At 32.6% G+C, this 16,777-nt stretch carries 22 protein-coding genes and 1 pseudogene; 9 read left to right on the forward strand and 14 right to left on the reverse strand.

Annotation, left to right across the window (positions count from 1 at the left end):
• Window positions 1–95: 95 nt before the first annotated feature.
• From pepF to BLT48_RS14190, 4 genes are all read right to left on the reverse strand, one after another.
• Window positions 96–1,907 (reverse strand): oligoendopeptidase F, encoded by a 1,812-nt coding sequence (gene pepF, locus BLT48_RS06700; protein WP_089976472.1) that lies wholly within the window; start codon window positions 1,905–1,907, stop codon window positions 96–98.
• 148 nt (window positions 1,908–2,055) lie between these two features.
• Entirely contained in the window at window positions 2,056–3,285 is a 1,230-nt protein-coding gene (gene pepT, locus BLT48_RS06705) for a peptidase T (protein ID WP_089976475.1), read from the reverse strand.
• 11 nt (window positions 3,286–3,296) lie between these two features.
• The gene (locus BLT48_RS06710) at window positions 3,297–4,778 is read right to left on the reverse strand and encodes a peptide ABC transporter substrate-binding protein (protein WP_226776573.1); all 1,482 of its coding nucleotides are present in this window, start codon (window positions 4,776–4,778) and stop codon (window positions 3,297–3,299) included.
• A 45-nt stretch (window positions 4,779–4,823) separates the two neighbouring features.
• Entirely contained in the window at window positions 4,824–4,967 is a 144-nt protein-coding gene (locus tag BLT48_RS14190) for a hypothetical protein (RefSeq protein WP_226776572.1), read from the reverse strand.
• Between the two features lie 696 nt (window positions 4,968–5,663).
• On the opposite strand from BLT48_RS14190, the gene BLT48_RS06720 reads away from it, so the two are divergent.
• Window positions 5,664–5,918, forward strand: coding sequence for a hypothetical protein (locus BLT48_RS06720; protein ID WP_035020320.1), 255 nt, complete (start codon window positions 5,664–5,666; stop codon window positions 5,916–5,918).
• 422 nt (window positions 5,919–6,340) lie between these two features.
• Here BLT48_RS06720 and BLT48_RS06730 read toward each other — a convergent pair.
• Window positions 6,341–6,823 (reverse strand): annotated as a pseudogene (locus tag BLT48_RS06730) (tyrosine-type recombinase/integrase).
• A gap of 173 nt (window positions 6,824–6,996) precedes the next feature.
• On the opposite strand from BLT48_RS06730, the gene BLT48_RS06735 reads away from it, so the two are divergent.
• Window positions 6,997–8,175, forward strand: a complete 1,179-nt coding sequence (locus tag BLT48_RS06735; protein ID WP_035020322.1) for an IS256 family transposase — start codon at window positions 6,997–6,999, stop codon at window positions 8,173–8,175.
• Window positions 8,176–8,275: 100 nt separating this feature from the next.
• Here BLT48_RS06735 and BLT48_RS06740 read toward each other — a convergent pair whose 3' ends face one another.
• Window positions 8,276–8,554: a DUF1905 domain-containing protein gene (locus BLT48_RS06740; RefSeq protein WP_035020323.1), complete on the reverse strand. Its 279-nt coding sequence runs from the start codon at window positions 8,552–8,554 to the stop codon at window positions 8,276–8,278.
• Window positions 8,555–8,634: 80 nt separating this feature from the next.
• On the opposite strand from BLT48_RS06740, the gene BLT48_RS06745 reads away from it, so the two are divergent.
• The 3 genes from BLT48_RS06745 (at window position 8,635) to BLT48_RS06755 (ending at window position 9,723) form a co-directional block, all read left to right on the forward strand.
• Window positions 8,635–9,114, forward strand: a complete 480-nt coding sequence (locus BLT48_RS06745) for a hypothetical protein (protein WP_089976478.1) — start codon at window positions 8,635–8,637, stop codon at window positions 9,112–9,114.
• A gap of 112 nt (window positions 9,115–9,226) precedes the next feature.
• A complete protein-coding gene (locus BLT48_RS06750) occupies window positions 9,227–9,472 on the forward strand; it encodes a type II toxin-antitoxin system Phd/YefM family antitoxin (protein ID WP_035020325.1) in 246 nt (81 codons plus the stop codon).
• The gene (locus BLT48_RS06755; RefSeq protein WP_035020327.1) at window positions 9,457–9,723 is read left to right on the forward strand and encodes a Txe/YoeB family addiction module toxin; all 267 of its coding nucleotides are present in this window, start codon (window positions 9,457–9,459) and stop codon (window positions 9,721–9,723) included. Before BLT48_RS06750 ends, BLT48_RS06755 begins: the two co-directional genes overlap by 16 nt.
• 196 nt (window positions 9,724–9,919) lie before the next feature.
• Here BLT48_RS06755 and BLT48_RS06760 read toward each other — a convergent pair whose 3' ends face one another.
• Window positions 9,920–10,114, reverse strand: coding sequence for a hypothetical protein (locus BLT48_RS06760; RefSeq protein WP_035020329.1), 195 nt, complete (start codon window positions 10,112–10,114; stop codon window positions 9,920–9,922).
• A 511-nt stretch (window positions 10,115–10,625) separates the two neighbouring features.
• On the opposite strand from BLT48_RS06760, the gene BLT48_RS06765 reads away from it, so the two are divergent.
• Both BLT48_RS06765 and BLT48_RS06770 read left to right on the forward strand, forming a co-directional pair.
• Window positions 10,626–11,063, forward strand: a complete 438-nt coding sequence (locus BLT48_RS06765) for a LytTR family DNA-binding domain-containing protein (protein ID WP_035020331.1) — start codon at window positions 10,626–10,628, stop codon at window positions 11,061–11,063.
• Window positions 11,064–11,079: 16 nt separating this feature from the next.
• A complete protein-coding gene (locus BLT48_RS06770; protein ID WP_035020332.1) occupies window positions 11,080–11,478 on the forward strand; it encodes a hypothetical protein in 399 nt (132 codons plus the stop codon).
• A 51-nt stretch (window positions 11,479–11,529) separates the two neighbouring features.
• On the opposite strand, the gene BLT48_RS06775 is transcribed toward BLT48_RS06770, so the two are convergent.
• Window positions 11,530–11,748: a hypothetical protein gene (locus tag BLT48_RS06775; protein ID WP_244885810.1), complete on the reverse strand. Its 219-nt coding sequence runs from the start codon at window positions 11,746–11,748 to the stop codon at window positions 11,530–11,532.
• 143 nt (window positions 11,749–11,891) lie between these two features.
• Between BLT48_RS06775 and BLT48_RS06780 the strand changes: the two genes are divergently transcribed.
• Both BLT48_RS06780 and BLT48_RS06785 read left to right on the forward strand, forming a co-directional pair.
• Window positions 11,892–12,701, forward strand: a complete 810-nt coding sequence (locus tag BLT48_RS06780) for an Hsp33 family molecular chaperone HslO (RefSeq protein WP_035020334.1) — start codon at window positions 11,892–11,894, stop codon at window positions 12,699–12,701.
• Window positions 12,702–12,704: 3 nt separating this feature from the next.
• Complete coding sequence (locus BLT48_RS06785) at window positions 12,705–13,427, forward strand: MerR family transcriptional regulator (protein ID WP_089976481.1); 723 nt, start codon at window positions 12,705–12,707, stop codon at window positions 13,425–13,427.
• Window positions 13,428–13,532: 105 nt separating this feature from the next.
• Here the strand turns inward: BLT48_RS06785 and BLT48_RS06790 are convergent, their stop codons facing one another.
• The 6 genes from BLT48_RS06790 to BLT48_RS06815 all read right to left on the reverse strand — a co-directional run bounded on the left by BLT48_RS06790 (window position 13,533) and on the right by BLT48_RS06815 (window position 16,458).
• Complete coding sequence (locus BLT48_RS06790) at window positions 13,533–13,748, reverse strand: hypothetical protein (protein WP_035020336.1); 216 nt, start codon at window positions 13,746–13,748, stop codon at window positions 13,533–13,535.
• A 509-nt stretch (window positions 13,749–14,257) separates the two neighbouring features.
• Window positions 14,258–14,530 carry a type II toxin-antitoxin system RelE family toxin gene (locus tag BLT48_RS06795; RefSeq protein ID WP_089976485.1) on the reverse strand — a complete coding sequence of 91 codons (273 nt, stop codon included), beginning with the start codon at window positions 14,528–14,530 and terminating at the stop codon, window positions 14,258–14,260.
• On the reverse strand, window positions 14,531–14,752 hold the full coding sequence (gene relB, locus BLT48_RS06800; protein ID WP_035020339.1) for a type II toxin-antitoxin system RelB family antitoxin: 222 nt from the start codon (window positions 14,750–14,752) through the stop codon (window positions 14,531–14,533).
• A 204-nt stretch (window positions 14,753–14,956) separates the two neighbouring features.
• Window positions 14,957–15,238 (reverse strand): hypothetical protein, encoded by a 282-nt coding sequence (locus BLT48_RS14045; RefSeq protein WP_035020341.1) that lies wholly within the window; start codon window positions 15,236–15,238, stop codon window positions 14,957–14,959.
• Window positions 15,239–15,290: 52 nt separating this feature from the next.
• Window positions 15,291–15,752 (reverse strand): GNAT family N-acetyltransferase, encoded by a 462-nt coding sequence (locus BLT48_RS06810; RefSeq protein WP_089976487.1) that lies wholly within the window; start codon window positions 15,750–15,752, stop codon window positions 15,291–15,293.
• 292 nt (window positions 15,753–16,044) lie between these two features.
• Window positions 16,045–16,458 carry a hypothetical protein gene (locus BLT48_RS06815; protein ID WP_089976489.1) on the reverse strand — a complete coding sequence of 138 codons (414 nt, stop codon included), beginning with the start codon at window positions 16,456–16,458 and terminating at the stop codon, window positions 16,045–16,047.
• Window positions 16,459–16,777 lie beyond the last annotated feature (319 nt).

Raw genomic sequence — 16,777 nt, forward strand, 5'->3', positions numbered from 1 at the left:
ACTGCAAGCAAATAAAAAATTCATTCTAAATCCTGATGAAAAATCATCAAAATCAAGAATGAATTTTAGGCTAAATATTTTGCCACTAGCTATCTTTAAATGGTTATTTCTTTACTTAAGGTAATAATCGTATTCACGGATTCATCTAAATACTGAATCGTATCTGATAAAGGTTTATCAGTAGTGATGTCTACACCTGCCATTTTAGCAGCTGGCGCTGGACGATACTGATCTCCAAGAGCTAAAAATTCTAACCATTCTTTTACAGCTGGCTGTCCTTCTTCTTTAATCCGTAAGAAGGCTTGAGTTGCAATCGTTAACCCTGCAGAATACGTGTATGAATACAATCCCATATAGTAATGACTTTGGCGCATCCAAGTTAATTCTGCCCCCGGATTGATCTCAACGGCATCTCCCCAGAATTGGTTCAATACAGAGCGTTTAATGTCGCTTAATTTGGCAGCATCAAAACTTTTGCCTTCATCGATCAATTGGTAAACTTCACGTTGATAAGCAGCTTCCAATAAATGAGTGATAAAGTTATGGAAGTACGTGTTCGAGATCATGTTTGATAAAGCATAGCGTTTTTCACGTGGATCTTCGCTTTTGCGTTGCAACGATTCAGTCAACAACAATTCATTAAATGTTGATGGTGCTTCTATTAAATAAAGAGACGGTTCTGCTCCCAAGATGCTGTTGTTTTCAGCAGAAAGGATTCCTTGTCCAGCGTGTCCTATTTCATGAATGAATGTGTACACATCAGATAGTTGATTATTCCATGACATCAAGATATAAGGGTGTTTGCCGTATGGTGAAGTACAGAATCCACCGGTTGATTTCCCTTTATTTTGGACAAAGTCTACCCATCGTTCTGGATAAGCTTTCATAACAAGGTCAACATACTCTTGTCCTAAAACACTCAGTGCATCTGCTACAACTTCTTTTGAATCTTCTACTGTAATCGTTGACGAATAATCAGCATCTAAGTCAATTTTCAAGTCGGCGTAAGTCATCTTGTCCAGCCCATTGACCTCTTTAACGTGGGTAATGTATTTTTGCATAACCGGAGCTAAATCATTCATAATGCGATCGATCTGGCGATTGTATAAATCACGGTCGACTTCTTGATCATATAAAAGATAATCAATAACAGAATCGAACCCACGCATTGTCGCAATCGTTTTTTCTTTTTGTACTTGCGTGTAATAAGCAGCTGCCACAACATTTTGATAATCGCTCAGAACTGCCGAAAATTTGTCAAATGCCGCACGTCGAATAGCTGTATCCGCATGGTACATGTAGTGATCTTCGTATAACACAAAACTTAATGGGTATTCTTTTCCTGCTACACTAAACGTTCCAAAATCCATGTCGGCCAAACGAGCTTGTTCATAAATGGCTTCAGGCGCTCCAAGAACAGGCGAAAGTTGAGCTAGTGCTTTTTCGACTTTAGGGTCCAGCTGAATCGATTTATCTTCTTTAATGTGACGAATAAAAGAAGCAAATTGCGGCTCTTCTGTTTCGACTTGGTCTAAAACAGCTGTATCTGCTGCTTTTAATTCTGAATCAAAAAACGATAACTGTGCGCCTACTTCTGCTAAAACATTGTCCATTGAACGAGACAATTCAGTATTTGCCGGATTTGTTAAATCAGTCGTGGCTGGCAAAAAGGCATAATGATTTGTCCAGTCAGCCGTCTGCATGATCGCTTCGTATTCTTTTAAAGCTGCACGAATGGTTTGGGCATTTGTTAATTTGCCTTCATAAGTTGTACTGAACTGTGCAACAGCCTTTTTCAGCTCTGCAACTGCTGTTTCGTATGCTTCTTTCGTTGGGTATAAACCTGTAAGATCCCAAGTCAATGCTTCAGAGACATCTGCTCTATTTTTCAATTCTTCTTGTGCCATTTTATCGCGCTCCTTCATCCAGTACTTTATTTACTTCGTTTAATAGAATTACCCATCTAGTATAACACTACTCATTTATCGGTTGCCAAATTTATTTACTTTAAACAAAAAAAGACCCAGTACTACCGAGTCTTATTTTGTGTAATCTCTACTTTTCTGCATTCATCCGAGCGATCTCAATAACAACTTGAGCGGCTTGCTCCATGCCTTCTAACGAAACAAATTCATACTTGCCGTGCAAATTCTCAGCACCGGTAAAGATATTTGGAGTAGGCAATCCTTTATAGGTAATGATACTGCCATCTGTCCCGCCTCTAAAAGCTTTTACATCTGGTTCAATACCCAATGATTTATAGGCATCTAAGGCTAACTCTACTATAGATAAGTCATTTTCAATGATATCACGCATATTGTAATACTGATCGTATAACTTCAAGCCAATACGTGGCTGATCAAAGGTTTTATTGAACTGATCAACCAATGCCGCGAAGTACTGTTTCCGGTTTTCAAAAGTTTCTTTATCATGATCCCGAATAATGTAGGTTGCTTTGACTTCATCAATCGTTCCCACTTGACTAGAAAGCATGTAAAATCCTTGATAGCCTTCTGTTTTTTCGGGAACTTCTTCTTGCGGCAATGCTGTGGCAAATTGAGCAGCAACTAACAACGCATTGACCATACTGTCTTTAGCTGTTCCAGGATGCACACTAGTTCCTTTAATTGTCAGTTCTGCTTGAGCTGCATTAAATGTTTCGTATTCGAATTTCCCAACTACTCCGCTGTCTAATGTGTACGCAAAATCAGCTTGAAAATGGTCGACATCAAATAGCAATGCACCTCGGCCAATTTCTTCATCTGGTCCAAAAGCAACCCGTATTTTTCCATGCGGAAGTTCTGGATGCTGGATAAATTCTTCCATCGCCGTAACGATAGAAGCCATTCCTGCTTTATCATCTGCTCCCAATAAAGTTGTCCCATCGGTTGTGATCACCGTTTTCCCCACATAATTCGCTAGTTGTGGGAATTCCGTTGTTGATATGACGATTCCTAATTTTTCATTCAGTAAAATATCTTTGCCATCATAATTTGTGTGGACTTGTGGTTGAATATTTTCTGCATTAAAATCGGCCGTATCGATATGAGCAATAAATCCAATAGTCGGAACTTTATGCTGCAAATTGCTCGGCAATGTGGCTGTTACAAATCCATTCGATTCGTTGTATTCAACTTCTTCTAACCCTATTTCTTTCAATTCTTCAGCTAGTTTTAAAGCAAATTCAACTTGTGAATAAGTGGTTGGAACGGTCTGACTATTCATATCAGACCGTGTATTGACTTTAGCATACTTGACGAATCGTTCGAGTAAGCGTTCATTCATTTTTTATTCTCCTATTCTTCAACATAAGCATTGCGGTAATCGTAACGAGAACTTACGGAATGAACTTCAACACCCTTTAATTTTGGATTGCGTAAATGCACTTCTGCTGTATGGTACAAAGGAATGAACCCTTTTTCATCTAACATAATACCTTGAGCATCCAACATATTTTGCCAACGGGTTTCTACATCATTCGCATTGACTGTTTCTGCATCATTTAACAATTGATCGACTTCTTCATTTTTATATGGTCCATTGTTGAAAGTCGTTTCGCTGTTCATGATATCCAACAAGTTGATAGCATCAGGTAATATTGCACCCCAACCGCCTAAAATCATATCAAAATCACCAGATTGACCTTTTTCAATTCGGTTATTCTTCGGTACATTTGTCAAATTAATGGTTAACCCTTCAAAGTTGTTTTGTAATTCTCCCTGAACGTATTGTCCTACAAGCTTGCTTGTTTCATCATCATCTGCAACCAACGCTATCTCAATCGTATCTGTTCCTAACTCTTCTTTTGCTTCTTCATAAAGTTGTATGGCTTTTTCTTTATCATAAGTCAACAAATCTCCTGCATCGTCTGCAAAATCATTTCCAGTAACAGGGTTTGTGACAAAATCATGTGGAACAAGTGCCTTTGCTGGAAGCGAACCATTTCCTAAGATCGTATTTGCTAATTCTTCACGGTTTAATACCAAAGAGAAAGCTTCTCTCAATTTTGCATTAGAAAGCATTGGTACATCAGTATAATTAAATTGCAGAAAATTTGTACGAGCTTCTGGTTCAACTACATAAGCTTCATGATCTACAAATTGTTTAGCAATTTCACCTGAAAGAATGGCGTCATCTATCCCACCTGACTCAAATAGATTCAGCGCTGTTGAAACCTCTTTAATCACTTGAACATTAATGCTCTCTAAAGTGACTTTTTCCGCATCCCAATAGTCTTCATTTTTTTCATAACTCCAGGCTTGGTTTGTTCCATCCCAACCGGTTAAAATAAATGGTCCATTTGAAAGTGTTGTATCGCTGCTTGTCCCATAATCTGAACCCATTTCTTCTACAAATGTTTGATTTTGAGGGAAGAAAGGCATAAAGGCCATTTCGCCTAAGAAGTAAGAGACTGGCACGTTTAATTGAACCTTAAATTCATAGTCTCCGACTGCCTCTACACCTAGTTCATCTGGTGGCATTTCGCCATTAATAATTTCTTCTGCATTTACCACTGAAGTAAACATATAGGAATATGGGGCAGCCTTTTCAGGATTGACAACTTGTCTCCAAGCATACACAAAATCATGTGCCGTGACTGGATCTCCATTTGACCACATGGCATCTTCTTTAAGTTTAAAGGTATAGGTCAAACCATCTTCCGATACGATTGTTTCTTCGGCAAGAGCTGGAATCGGCTGATTATTTTCATCCAATCGATAGAGACCTTCTAAGTATTGATTCATTGCCGTATTCGTTCCAATATCCGATACCAGCAAGGTGTCCCCCGTTGATAATTCATTTAATACTCCAACAGAAATACTTTAATCTGCTGCAAGATTTTCCCCATTGCTTGATTCACCTGAACTTGTTGACTTTGTATCGCCGTTAGCTCCTCCACAAGCTGCAGTTAGTGCAGCGGTTAGTGTAAGTGCTATAGACAACACGCCTATTTTGTTTCTTTGCATAAATATACCCCCAAAAATTTAAAGTATGTTTACCTTAACACATTACACATTTAATTTTAACCTTTTTATCATTTTTTATTCATAAATAATGATTAGTGAGCTAATTAAAATTCCAATTAAAGTAATCCCTATAGAGCTATATAGTCCTGCACCAATAAAGTTTTTATTTATTAGATACTCAATTAAAATATCAAAAAAACTAGTAAATACCTTTAACAATATGACATAGGCATATTGTGGTTTTCTGTAAAAAATTTATATTTATTAAACATCATCTCGCCTCTAACATAAATAGTTACTTTGGTTTGTGTTTAGTTACAACCGTTGTTACTTTGAATCCATTGTTATGCACTGCTGTTTTTGGCTAATTTACTGATGTAGTCCGTTCTCATGCTGTCAATAAGGCTCATACTGCATTTTCCAATAATCTAATTAATAGCTAAGTCGTAATTTTTTTCTATGTAGCTAGAAAAAAAGAACCATTTGCATAGGGAATAAATGCAAAGAGTAGAATCACTTCTGTTTTTACTTTTAAGAGAATTAAGATTACAATGATAGAAATAAAGATGTCTATCATTCCGCTTAAGGTTGCTAAACGTTTAAATTTAGTCTGTTTTCCTTTAGTTAGTTCGTTGATTTGATAGGAGATAATAATCTAGAATAATTAAAAAATAGAATGGATTGAAGGATAAAGGAATGACAATGAAAATGAAAAAAACTAAATTAATTCGATTAAAAGAAGGTTTTTTATATGCTTTACTTTTTATAGGATTCAATGCAATAAAAAATCTTATTTATGATTATGGAGAAATGAGTCAGCTTTTTCGTGAATTAAGTCATGCACCAAGGAATGTAATTGGAGTATTGACCCTTACTATCTTAGGATTATGGCTGTTTATTGGCTTGCTGATTGGAGGAGTATTAATTATTTCAGATGTCTCTAGAAGATAATGTTTTTCATTTACGAAGTAAGCAAAAAATCAAACTACTAACAGCGATTTCAGTATTACTATATGACCGAAAAAACTTTAGAAGTTTTCACTAAAAAATAGTTGTACTCATTTTTCAAGCAGTATAACAATAAAAATGGATTATTTCATGTATAGAAGGAGAGACGTAATGAAAATAAACAAAAAAATATTTTGGATTGTAGCAATTTCATATGCAACTGTAACGTTTCTTTTGAATAATGTACTTCATACAATTATAGGTAGATTTTTAATGCAATTAAGCTACTTAGCTTTAGCCTTCGGATTAATTTTATTTATATATAAAATACTTACAATCTCAATCAAACAATTCGTTTACAATCGAAAAAAATAGCACAGTATTATTTTTTTTAACCTTAGTCATGTACAAGAAACCTTTATAAATTAGAAACCTAATCTGAAGTTAAGTAAGGTTTCTCTGATTTCATCTTCATTGATATCGATATAACGTTTTCTTATTTTTTCGCCGCTGTGACTGAAGATTTCCATCATAATAGCCACGTCTTTAGTTTTCTTGTAATAGTGATAGCCTAATGTCTTACGTAATGTGTGCGAGCCAATATCGTTTCTTCCTAAAAGCTTAGCGACCTTCTAAAACATTGGATAGACTGTATTCACTTCTACATGTTCACCCTTGGTACTAGAAAACAAATAATTCTCTGGTTCTAGGTTTTTTGTATAGTTTTGAATCAAGTCCTGCAGACTATTCAAATATAAAATACGGGTTTTGCCTGTTTTTCATCAACGATTCGGGGATTTTTTGAGGAAATCAGACATGCATAAACTGCTATTAATGCCGATCAAAAAGAGAAAAACATCTCGATCCGCATTTTTATTGCGCCTTAAACAGAATAAAAAGTCGTTTATCTTTTGCTGAGTCCGTAATGGTAGGACATTTCATGTATCTCATATTATGTTACCCAACGTATGCTGAGAGTGTAAAATATTTTGTGTAAATGAATAAAAACCATACAAAAAAGGAAGTCCCTTCTGTAGAATAAAGTTAACGACAACCAATTCACAGAAAAGAGGACTTCCCTATGAATGATTTTACTACAGAAATTGTACAAACACTAGTCACTAAAGGCGATTTAAATGGATTATTCCGTTCCCACTTAGAAAGAGCGATAAACACCCTCCTACGGACAGAATTAACAGCTTTCTTGGATTATGAAAAATATGACCGCACTGGTTTTAATTCAGGTAATTCGAGGAACGGATCTTATTTCCGATCAATCAAAACCGAATATGGTGAATTAACATTGGAGATACCTAGAGATCGAAATGGCGAGTTTAAACAACAAACTTTACCAGCATACAAAAGAACAAATGACACATTGGAAACTACCATTATCCATTTGTTCATAAAAGGCGTTACGATGTCTGAAATCGCTGATTTAATTGAAAAAATGTATGGACATCACTATACTCCACAAACCATGTCAAACATGACTAAAGTGCTGACTGAAGAAGTAAATGCATTTAAAGCAAGAGCCTTAAATGATAAGTATGTCTCTATTTTTATGGACGCTACTTATATTCCATTAAAACGTCAAACCGTGTCCAAAGAAGCCATTTACATTGCCATTGGAATACGAGAAGATGGCACTAAAGAAGTACTAAGTTATGCAATTGCTCCGACTGAGTCAACACACGTTTGGAATGAGCTACTACAAGATATTAACTCCAGAGGGGTTCAAGATGTCTTGCTCTTTATTACAGATGGCTTAAAAGGTATGAAAGACACCATTCATAAAATTTATCCAAAAGCAAAATACCAACATTGTTGTATCCATGTGTCTCGTAATATTGCTCATAAAGTACGTGTCAAAGACCGAAAAGAAATCTGTGATGACTTTAAGACTGTTTATCAAGCCAATTCAAAGGAAGAAGCGAATACTTTCTTGTCCTGTATGGTTGAGAAGTGGCAGAAAACTTATCCTAAAGTGACGCAGTCACTCATAGAAAACCAAGATTTATTGACTTTCTATGAGTTTCCGCCTAGTATTCGCAGAACCATTTACTCAACCAATCTGATCGAGTCTTTCAATAAGCAAATCAAGAAATACAGCCGCAGAAAAGAACAGTTTCAAAATGAAGAATCATTAGAACGTTTCTTAGTATCCATCTTTGATACATACAATCAAAAATTTCTAAACAGAAGCCATAAAGGTTTCCAACAAGTAACCGATACATTAGCTTCAATGTTTACTAAGTAACAGATTATTTTGCAGAAGGGCGATTTATTTACACAAAATTATTGACGCTCTCAAACGTAAATTTTATATCTAAAAAAGAATATTTAATTTACTAAGTAAATTAATCATGCAAATACAAAGTTACCGTTACTATCTCTCCACCGCCTTTCCCTATAGCGTCTCTAATTTCCTTATTAATTGAAATGATTTTATCTTCATCTTTCCTTGGAGCCAAATAAATGTTTTTGACTTTAAAATCGTCAATTGTACCAGATACTTTTAAATGTCCCCATTTTCCTTTAATGTCAGCTGTTCCTGGAAGTCTAAGGTGATAGGTCCATGATCCAAATCCCTCTTTGTAATGTAATTCGAGTTTCTGATTGTCAATTATTTTTATCATTTAAATAGCCCCATTTCTCATTAACTTTATCTATAATTATGATACATGAAACTATAACACATACTAGAATGGAGATTGTTATGAAAAAAAAGAATATAGCTTTATGGACTATTTTTTCAGGTATAGTTATTTCACTAATTCTTATTTTTGGTTCATTTAAAAAAGATGTATGGGATATAAATGCTAATAAATTAGAAGATTTAACTAATGATTTGAGCAATCCTATGGTTATTAATGACTTTTCAAAATGGACTCCTTTTGAATGGGACACGCTTTATAGCTTTACACCATATACTACAAAAGAAACTATCTATGAAGTTGTTGGATATAAATGGGATAATATAAGTGAAACTGCCAATGACAATATGAATCAAATTGTATTTGTTAAAGACAAAAAAGTTATCTGTTATCTTTATGGATATCCTGAAAACACTAATTCTAGCTATCATTTTGGCGAATATGAAGGTGAATACGTAACATTCAGTTCACAACAAAAATTATCCTTTGATACTGAAATTGGTGCAGATGGTATTAGATATTTTAATTCTATTAATCATTAATTAAATCCGATTCTCGACACAACGTTTCAAGCAAATTCATGTATTCATACCATTTTTTGACGTGCTTAAATAGGGAAGTTACATAGTAAGAAACTAAAAGGAGGAATAAATTGTGTCAATCGTAAACCCTAGCCAAGCTAGAGAAGCCTTTTACCAACTACTGAAAGACGTCAACAAAACCACTGAACCCGTCTATATCTCCGGTAAAAATGAAGCGGTTATGATCAGTAAAAAAGACTGGTATGCGATTCAAGAAACCTTATACATTCAGTCTTATGGCGTAGCGGGTGTGATCCATCAGCGTGAACAAGCAAATGAATTTGTTGCAGTGGAGGATATCGATTGGGATACTCTATAAAGTTAGCAAAATCAATGATGAAAGACCTTGAAAATTTAAAATCGGCTCCTTTAGAGCAAAAGTTTAAAGGCATAATAGAAGTTTTAAAAGAGAATCCATTTCAAAATCCACCGCCTTATGTGAAGTTAGTCCGAAATTTAAAAGATAAATATTCACGACGATTAAATATCCAACACCGAGTGGTTTGCTCGGTTGATAATGACGCAAAAGAAGTCATTATTTGGTCGGCTTGGACGCACTACGAAAGATAGAAAATCACTTTTTCCAAAGTGATTTTCTATCTTTTTTTACTTAATAAGCTTATTTCTTCCGGATAAACTATCGAAAAAGACAACGTGCAGTTAGCTAATAAACTCTTATTTATTTTAAAAAAACTAAAGAGAACTTTTTTAAATCAAGGTTCTCTTTCATTGATTCTATTTAATTTTATGTATCTTTTATACGTTTTCATTTTTTATCCTTACTTAATTTATTAAATAGTCTCCAATAGAGATACCAATTAAAACAAATAGAAAAAAATAATAAAACACCTGGGACCCATAATAAGCTACCATCACGTTTGACGTATGCAACATATACAAATCCAAGTAAAATTAAACTCCCAATTGCAATCAAATGAACGATTATTTTCATTATTTTCATATCAATTTTCTCCTATCCTTATTTAAAATAATTTTAAAAGGTACTTAATCAAGAAGGCAAAGGTAGCTCCATAAATGAGCCATTTTCTATTAATCCAATTTTTTTAATTCTTTCTAACAGTTTAGTTAACATTGAATTGTCCCCTAACGAGTTGTTATCAAATATTATAGCATTTCTCATTATATTTTATATCAACATATCAGTTTAATTTACATAAAATGAAAATACAAAGAGTCCATTTTTCAAATGTTCTATATGCACTATTTTAAGCAATTTCATGTATTGAAGTAGACATACTTGCGAGTGTATTTTTGATTTTAATTTGAAGATTCAATATTCTATAGTGACTTTTTGGTATTGCAGCCAAATAAGTTATATGAGTATAACAGGTGACCATAACAGTTTCTTTTGTGCACGTGGCTTTGTATTTTATGTAAGTCACACAAATTCGATTGAATCAATATGAATCGATAGGTAAACTAAGTTAAGGAATAAGAAGAGGAGGCCTAACGTGAAATTAATTTTACAAGAAGACAAGAGTTTAAAAGAGACGATTATTGATATTACGTATAGCGTATTAGATTGGCGTGTTCAAAAAGTTATTGAAATAGCGGAAATGGGTACGGTTCAATTGGAAGGAGCAAAAGAGGAGCATATTTATCTATTAGATAGTTCCGAAATTTTCTATATTGAAAGTGTCGATAACACTTCATTTTTATATACAGAATCAGAAGTGTTTGAAAACAAAGAAAAACTTTATGCTTTAGAGAACATCTTAAAGAATAGTACTTTCATACGAATTAATAAAAGTACTATTTTAAATATGAACTATTTGCAGAGTGTACACCCTTTACCTAATTATCGTTTGGAAGCAAATTTGAAAAATGGCGAAAAGTTAATTATTAGTCGACATTATATGAAAGATATAAAGCAGTATACAAAATTATAAAAAAGGTGGTTCCAAAATGAAACATTACTTTTCAGAAAATTTAAATAGCATGACCTTTGTTTTTTCATTTATCATAATTTTAAACGCATTACTCGGTTATTTAGGAGATGCAAATAGGTTTGTATTGGGATTAACAATGTTAATTATAGTCCTTTTCTCTTTTGCACACGCCGTTACTTATATCAATTTCCGCTCGAACAAGGCCTATCATTTATTTAATTTTATCGGTCAGTTCATTATTTTAGTTGTAATAGCCAGTCTAATGGGCTTAGTCACTGTAACACTGAATGGATTAGTTACAAATGGAATTATTTTTGCCACCCTTTATTTCTTAACCACTAGAATGAGAAAACACCGAATCAATCAATTGGCGAATGCTATCAATGAACAATTATCAAAGAGGGATAAATTCTAAATCTTCTACATTTTTTACAGGCAACTACTCAGTTTCATGTTTACAGCTGATTTAGAAAACCGATAATACGCCATACATTAAGAAAAATCCAATAAGAGCTCCCACTATCGCCAAGCCAGCTTTTTCTAAGTTCATTCTCTTCCTATTTTGTATTTTCGGATCATTTCTTGCTTTTCTATTATCCATATAATCTAAGATTTGTTTATAAGTTTTTAGATTTTCTTTATCTTGGATCTTTTGAAGTTTAATAGCAGCATAGAACATGATCACTATAAAAGTAAATGGCAAAATATTTTTGCAAGGCTTTTTACCTACGCGATTGCTACATGAAACTATTTAAATTTATATATCCGATTCTTTTACTTGAACCTTACGTTACGTAACGATGTATGATAATTGTAGGGAGTGAAGATATGAAAAATTTAATTGGAAAAAAATTTTTGACAGCTAATAAAGCAGTTCGTATTTATAAAGTAGAAATCCCTTATGCCTCTATCCCTTCTCATGTCACTAATTATTCTAATGGCGAATTTAAACTATTCTGTACAAAGTTGCTCATTAATGGGTGTTCAATGAAAGGGTTGCTCAATGACTATCAACGTATTAGCATCCGAATGAAATTTCCTGGAACTTCAAATACGATTTCTATTAGTATTGAGGGCAGTGGTTTTGTAAACATGTTAGCTTCAGAACGTTTAGCGAGTTTAGAAACATCTGTAAATACATTAATGAAGAAAAAAGAAGCTATATTAACCGCAACACAAGGAAGCAGTAACTTTGGGCAATCTACTAGCACAATTCCATTTAGTGAAACTGATCCTGATAAGATAATTCAGCATTTTTTTCAACAAAGCGAACAGATTGATACTGCGTTTTACACTCATTATTTTAAAGGACATTGGATAGGATATATGGTTCAAGCGTTACCTGGTGCTGACGTTGGAGAAGTTGAAAAAATTATAAGTAATCTAAGATCCTCTCACTCAGAAAATCTATGGCAACAGTTTGAAGCAGAATGGCTATTTCTTACAAATTTCCTTTTCACTACAGAGTGTTATTGTACAAAAGAAATGTATGGACAACTTTTATTGTCTTGGTCACACACTGACTTAATAGAGTCAATTGAAAATAGTCATTCAGAAGAAATGGTTTGTACAAGTTGTGGAAAAAAATATCACTATACTCCAAAGGAATTATCGTTATTACTAGGAAGGGAAGTATAGCTCATGAAAGAAACCTTTAGAATTGGTGAATTATCAAAAATGACTGGAGCTTCAATACGCACACTTCATTATTACGATGAAATAGGACTTTTAAAACCATACAATGTGACAGAATCCAATCATCGTATTTATGATATCACTAACTTAGAGCAACTCTATATTATTTTAGGTTTAAAAGAATTAGGTTATTCATTAGATGAAATTAAAACAATTATTTTGAAAGATACAATTTATCTTTCAGAGTACGTATATGTCCAACGAGCTTTATTAGAAAAGGAAATTTCTTCGCAACAAAAGAAACTAGATAAACTGTTAAAATTTGAAAAGACATTAGCAGACTATACCGCTATTGATTCTACTCTACTTGCAGAATTACTTACCTTTTATCGTACCGACGCACAGTCTCATTTTACGATTCAAGAATTTAATTCAATGCGAGCTTTAGTAACAGAAAAAGAGAATTGGAAAGATCATTATTCTGAATGGGCTAAATTTATAACTACTTTAGAAGAAGCCTATCAAGAACAATTTCCTTCTACCCATCCTAAAGTAATCTATTGTAAAACATATTGGAAAAAATTAATATCAATGACTGATAAAGAACTACCAAGTGTATACGAAAAGACAGGTTACTTTCATGCTGAAGAATCGTCTAAAGATCTTTCATTCGGTTTAACAAAAGAGTTATACGTATATTTAATAAAACAAATGAACGATGATAGTTGAATGAACATCAAAAAACTTCAATACTAACGATATTGAAGTTTTTTTGACACAAATTTTAAATAGTCTCATGTATCTAAGCAATTAGAATTAGTAAATTTCAGTTAGTTAAGAATTATATCCAACTATAAATGTCCAAAAAAGTATATAAAGTGAAACTATTGTAATTATTGTCCCTATAACTATACTAATTAAAGCTGAGATTTTGCTTTGTTTTCGTATTTTAATTCCAGTAGTTATTAGCAAAATTCCACCAATTAAAAAAATTGCTTCAAAAAGTAATATAGGCCATTTAAATGCTATCATTCTTTTAAAGATTCCCATAAGTCACCTCCCTTTCACAAGTATAACTAAAAACTAATTGTATTAGCTATACTGTTAAAAAAGAACTTTAGTAAAATAAGATTTTAATTATATTGTTTCAAGCAATTTCATATTGAAGTAGACACACTTGTAAGTGTACTTGTAATTGTAAGTGTACTTGTAAGTGTACTTGTAATTGTAAGTGTACTTGTAATTGTAAGTGTACTTGTAATTGTAAGTGTAGGTAATACTGTTCAGCTCCTATTCATTATTACTTACAGCAAAACTGGAGCTGAATATCATGCCATCAGCAAACCTTTATGTGCCTAATAATGGCTCCATTTTAGTACTTGTTGAAAAAATGAAAGAGTGCCTAAAATCGTAACTCCTAGTTCAAGCCACTCAACAAGATAGCATTGAAAATGCAATTCTATTCTTAAGTACTTAATCTAAATAGCATATAAAAAGAATCGACTACTTAAAAAGCAACCGATTTTTTATATTAATCCGCTAAACTTAATTTTAGTCGTTCACTTATAACTATCTTTCCTATGCCCAATCTCTAACATTAAAATAGGGACTCTCTCGTCACTGATATCAGCAATTAAGCGATAATCTCCAATTCTATAACGCCATTCTCCTGAACGATTGGCGGTCAGTCCTTTTCCTTGTTTCCTAGGATCTGTACAATTCACTAGATTCTTTTGAATCCATCCCATAATTAAAAGAGACTGGTGCTTATCCATCTTTTTTAAAGCCTTTTGTGCTCCTTTTTCAAACGCTACTTGATAACCTGAATTGATTTAATCCGCTAACTCCTTTAGCATATCTTCAAAAGAAATACTTCGCGGATTTTCTTTGTGTTCAGACATAGCTTGGTTATATAAACCCAAATCAATTTCATCTTCAATTTTTTCTAAAACAGCATTTCTAAATAAAGTAGAAACCGAGATATTATTAGCTTTAGCATATTCTTTAATCAATTTATCTTCGTGGTCATCAATTCTTAGGGATACTACAGTCATTAGAATCAACTCCTTTTTTTTGTATACACATTGCAGCACAAGAAACAGAAAAGTTTAAATTTAGTTTTTCTATAAAATGAATTAACGCACTCAAAAATTAACCAAATTAGCGGAAAAATCCCATAACCTATCAAGGTATAGATACACTATTCTATCTAATTTCATGTAATCAAAGATACAAAATAAAAGACTATCTATAATCAGTTATATAGTAATTCCGTTAGCAAAAAAAGCTATAAGAACGTCCATTGAAATAACAATCAATACCAGAACTAATAATCTGTCTATAATTAGTTGGTGAGTATTTCTTTTAACTGAATTATTTTTAGATAGAGTAATTTCGTCATATAGCCCCAATATCGTAAAAATCAGGATAAAAATTGAACTAAAAGTTACTTCAGATCCTGGTGTTTTTAAAAAATAGTAAACCGTTATGGGAATTAGTATCATTAACAATAGTCCTTTAAGTACATATTTTTTATTCAAACTGAATCCCTCTTTTCTATAATGTAAGTAAATGTATGTATTTTGAAAAAAACTAAAAAATAAATTCCATTTCCACAAACGTATATGTAGTTCCATTTGTGGGTTGCTGGTATTCTCTAGTTTTAGTAAAACCCACTTTTTCATAAACTATTTGAGCTCTTATATTAAACTTTGCTACCCCTAAACGTACAGTCGTTACGGAATAGTTTTCCTTAATGTAATTCAAAATCAATGAAATAAATTGCACACCTAATCTATTTCCAGTCAATTCTGGTTTAATACCTACTCCCATATCGACTGTATCAACAGTTTGTTCTAAGACAAAAAAGCCAAAAAATTCCTCGTTTTTTATAACTTGAAAATAGTTATTCTCTCTTAATAAAGGCGAAATTATTTCTTCGTAATCCTCTGGGTCTTCTGTCATATCATAAAAAGAATATTCACCATCATATTTCCAATCGTCAGCAATTTTCATAGCATTTTGTTGACTTAACTTATCAATTTTAAAGTTCATTTTTCCCTCCCATATCTATTCTTTTAAAAAAAAGCCTTCTATACTTATTCTAAAAAAGGATTACATCTTTATTTATAGCACAAGAAACTATAAAATTTTATCTATCAATTAAATAGGACCTGCAATTCTTAAATTTATAAAAACATCAAAGAACTACATGCACTATGAAAATAGATGTAACGGGTACGTCGGATTTTGGACTATATTGTCACATTTCTCAATAACTCTTTTGCCTTTATCATAGACCGCCTTCTCTCCATTCTTTCTTTTTAAGTTTACTTTTTTATGCAGATTAAGGACCGAAACCGTAAAAAGTTAAGATGAAAAGGGCATATCCTAGAACAAATATTCCTGTCAATATAACGATAGCTCCAATAATTATCACATATTTCAAAAAAATTAAATAGATATCTGCGTTCATTATTAATTTCTTAAACAGCAGTATCAAAACTACTCCTAAAGGGATAAATAATAAAAAATACAGTGTAGCTAAACCATTATAGTAAATATTTATTCCTTGAGTAGGCAAAGATGTTTTGAAAAATATAGAAAAACCTAATAGGAATACAATAAAGATTAAATTGACTGCAACAGAGTAAATATGAAACTGCTTTTTGTATTTACTAGGTAATCTAAGGGCGAAACAGACTAAAACGTGTATTGCAGAGATTACGACTGCAACAAAAATATTTAATGGAAACTGCATATGAATTCTCCTTGTCATATCTAAAGATAAGTTATCCTTCTAAACATGAATTTTTTTAAGTTACGTATCAATAATAATTTCTTTAAAATTTAATGTCCAACCTCCTTTAATATTGAATTAATTATATAATAAAAAATACTCTATACATAGCACCCAACAGTTTACATAACGCAACCATTGGTTTACATTCAACAAAAAAGTAACCGTATAAATTAACGGTTACTTTTTTTGTTTTTAAGAATGCTTTAATCTATCTATTTTCATGTATTTAGAACAAAAACTAAAAAATAAATTCCATTTCCACATAAGTTTTTTTAAT

Source organism: Carnobacterium viridans, assembly GCF_900102725.1.
GTDB lineage: Bacteria > Bacillota > Bacilli > Lactobacillales > Carnobacteriaceae > Carnobacterium_B > Carnobacterium_B viridans.

What these genes read in the sequence shown, in the direction of transcription:
- pepF (WP_089976472.1), bottom strand. Translation starts at nt 1,907, where the DNA reads ATGGCACAAGAAGAATTGAAAAATAGAGCAGATGTCTCTGAAGCATTG.
- pepT (WP_089976475.1), bottom strand. Translation starts at nt 3,285, where the DNA reads ATGAATGAACGCTTACTCGAACGATTCGTCAAGTATGCTAAAGTCAAT.
- BLT48_RS14190 (WP_226776572.1), bottom strand. Translation starts at nt 4,967, where the DNA reads ATGCAAAGAAACAAAATAGGCGTGTTGTCTATAGCACTTACACTAACC.
- BLT48_RS06720 (WP_035020320.1), top strand. Translation starts at nt 5,664, where the DNA reads ATGACAATGAAAATGAAAAAAACTAAATTAATTCGATTAAAAGAAGGT.
- BLT48_RS06735 (WP_035020322.1), top strand. Translation starts at nt 6,997, where the DNA reads ATGAATGATTTTACTACAGAAATTGTACAAACACTAGTCACTAAAGGC.
- BLT48_RS06740 (WP_035020323.1), bottom strand. Translation starts at nt 8,554, where the DNA reads ATGATAAAAATAATTGACAATCAGAAACTCGAATTACATTACAAAGAG.
- BLT48_RS06745 (WP_089976478.1), top strand. Translation starts at nt 8,635, where the DNA reads ATGAAAAAAAAGAATATAGCTTTATGGACTATTTTTTCAGGTATAGTT.
- BLT48_RS06760 (WP_035020329.1), bottom strand. Translation starts at nt 10,114, where the DNA reads ATGAAAATAATGAAAATAATCGTTCATTTGATTGCAATTGGGAGTTTA.
- BLT48_RS06770 (WP_035020332.1), top strand. Translation starts at nt 11,080, where the DNA reads ATGAAACATTACTTTTCAGAAAATTTAAATAGCATGACCTTTGTTTTT.
- BLT48_RS06780 (WP_035020334.1), top strand. Translation starts at nt 11,892, where the DNA reads ATGAAAAATTTAATTGGAAAAAAATTTTTGACAGCTAATAAAGCAGTT.
- BLT48_RS06785 (WP_089976481.1), top strand. Translation starts at nt 12,705, where the DNA reads ATGAAAGAAACCTTTAGAATTGGTGAATTATCAAAAATGACTGGAGCT.
- BLT48_RS06790 (WP_035020336.1), bottom strand. Translation starts at nt 13,748, where the DNA reads ATGGGAATCTTTAAAAGAATGATAGCATTTAAATGGCCTATATTACTT.
- relB (WP_035020339.1), bottom strand. Translation starts at nt 14,752, where the DNA reads ATGACTGTAGTATCCCTAAGAATTGATGACCACGAAGATAAATTGATT.
- BLT48_RS06810 (WP_089976487.1), bottom strand. Translation starts at nt 15,752, where the DNA reads ATGAACTTTAAAATTGATAAGTTAAGTCAACAAAATGCTATGAAAATT.
- BLT48_RS06815 (WP_089976489.1), bottom strand. Translation starts at nt 16,458, where the DNA reads ATGCAGTTTCCATTAAATATTTTTGTTGCAGTCGTAATCTCTGCAATA.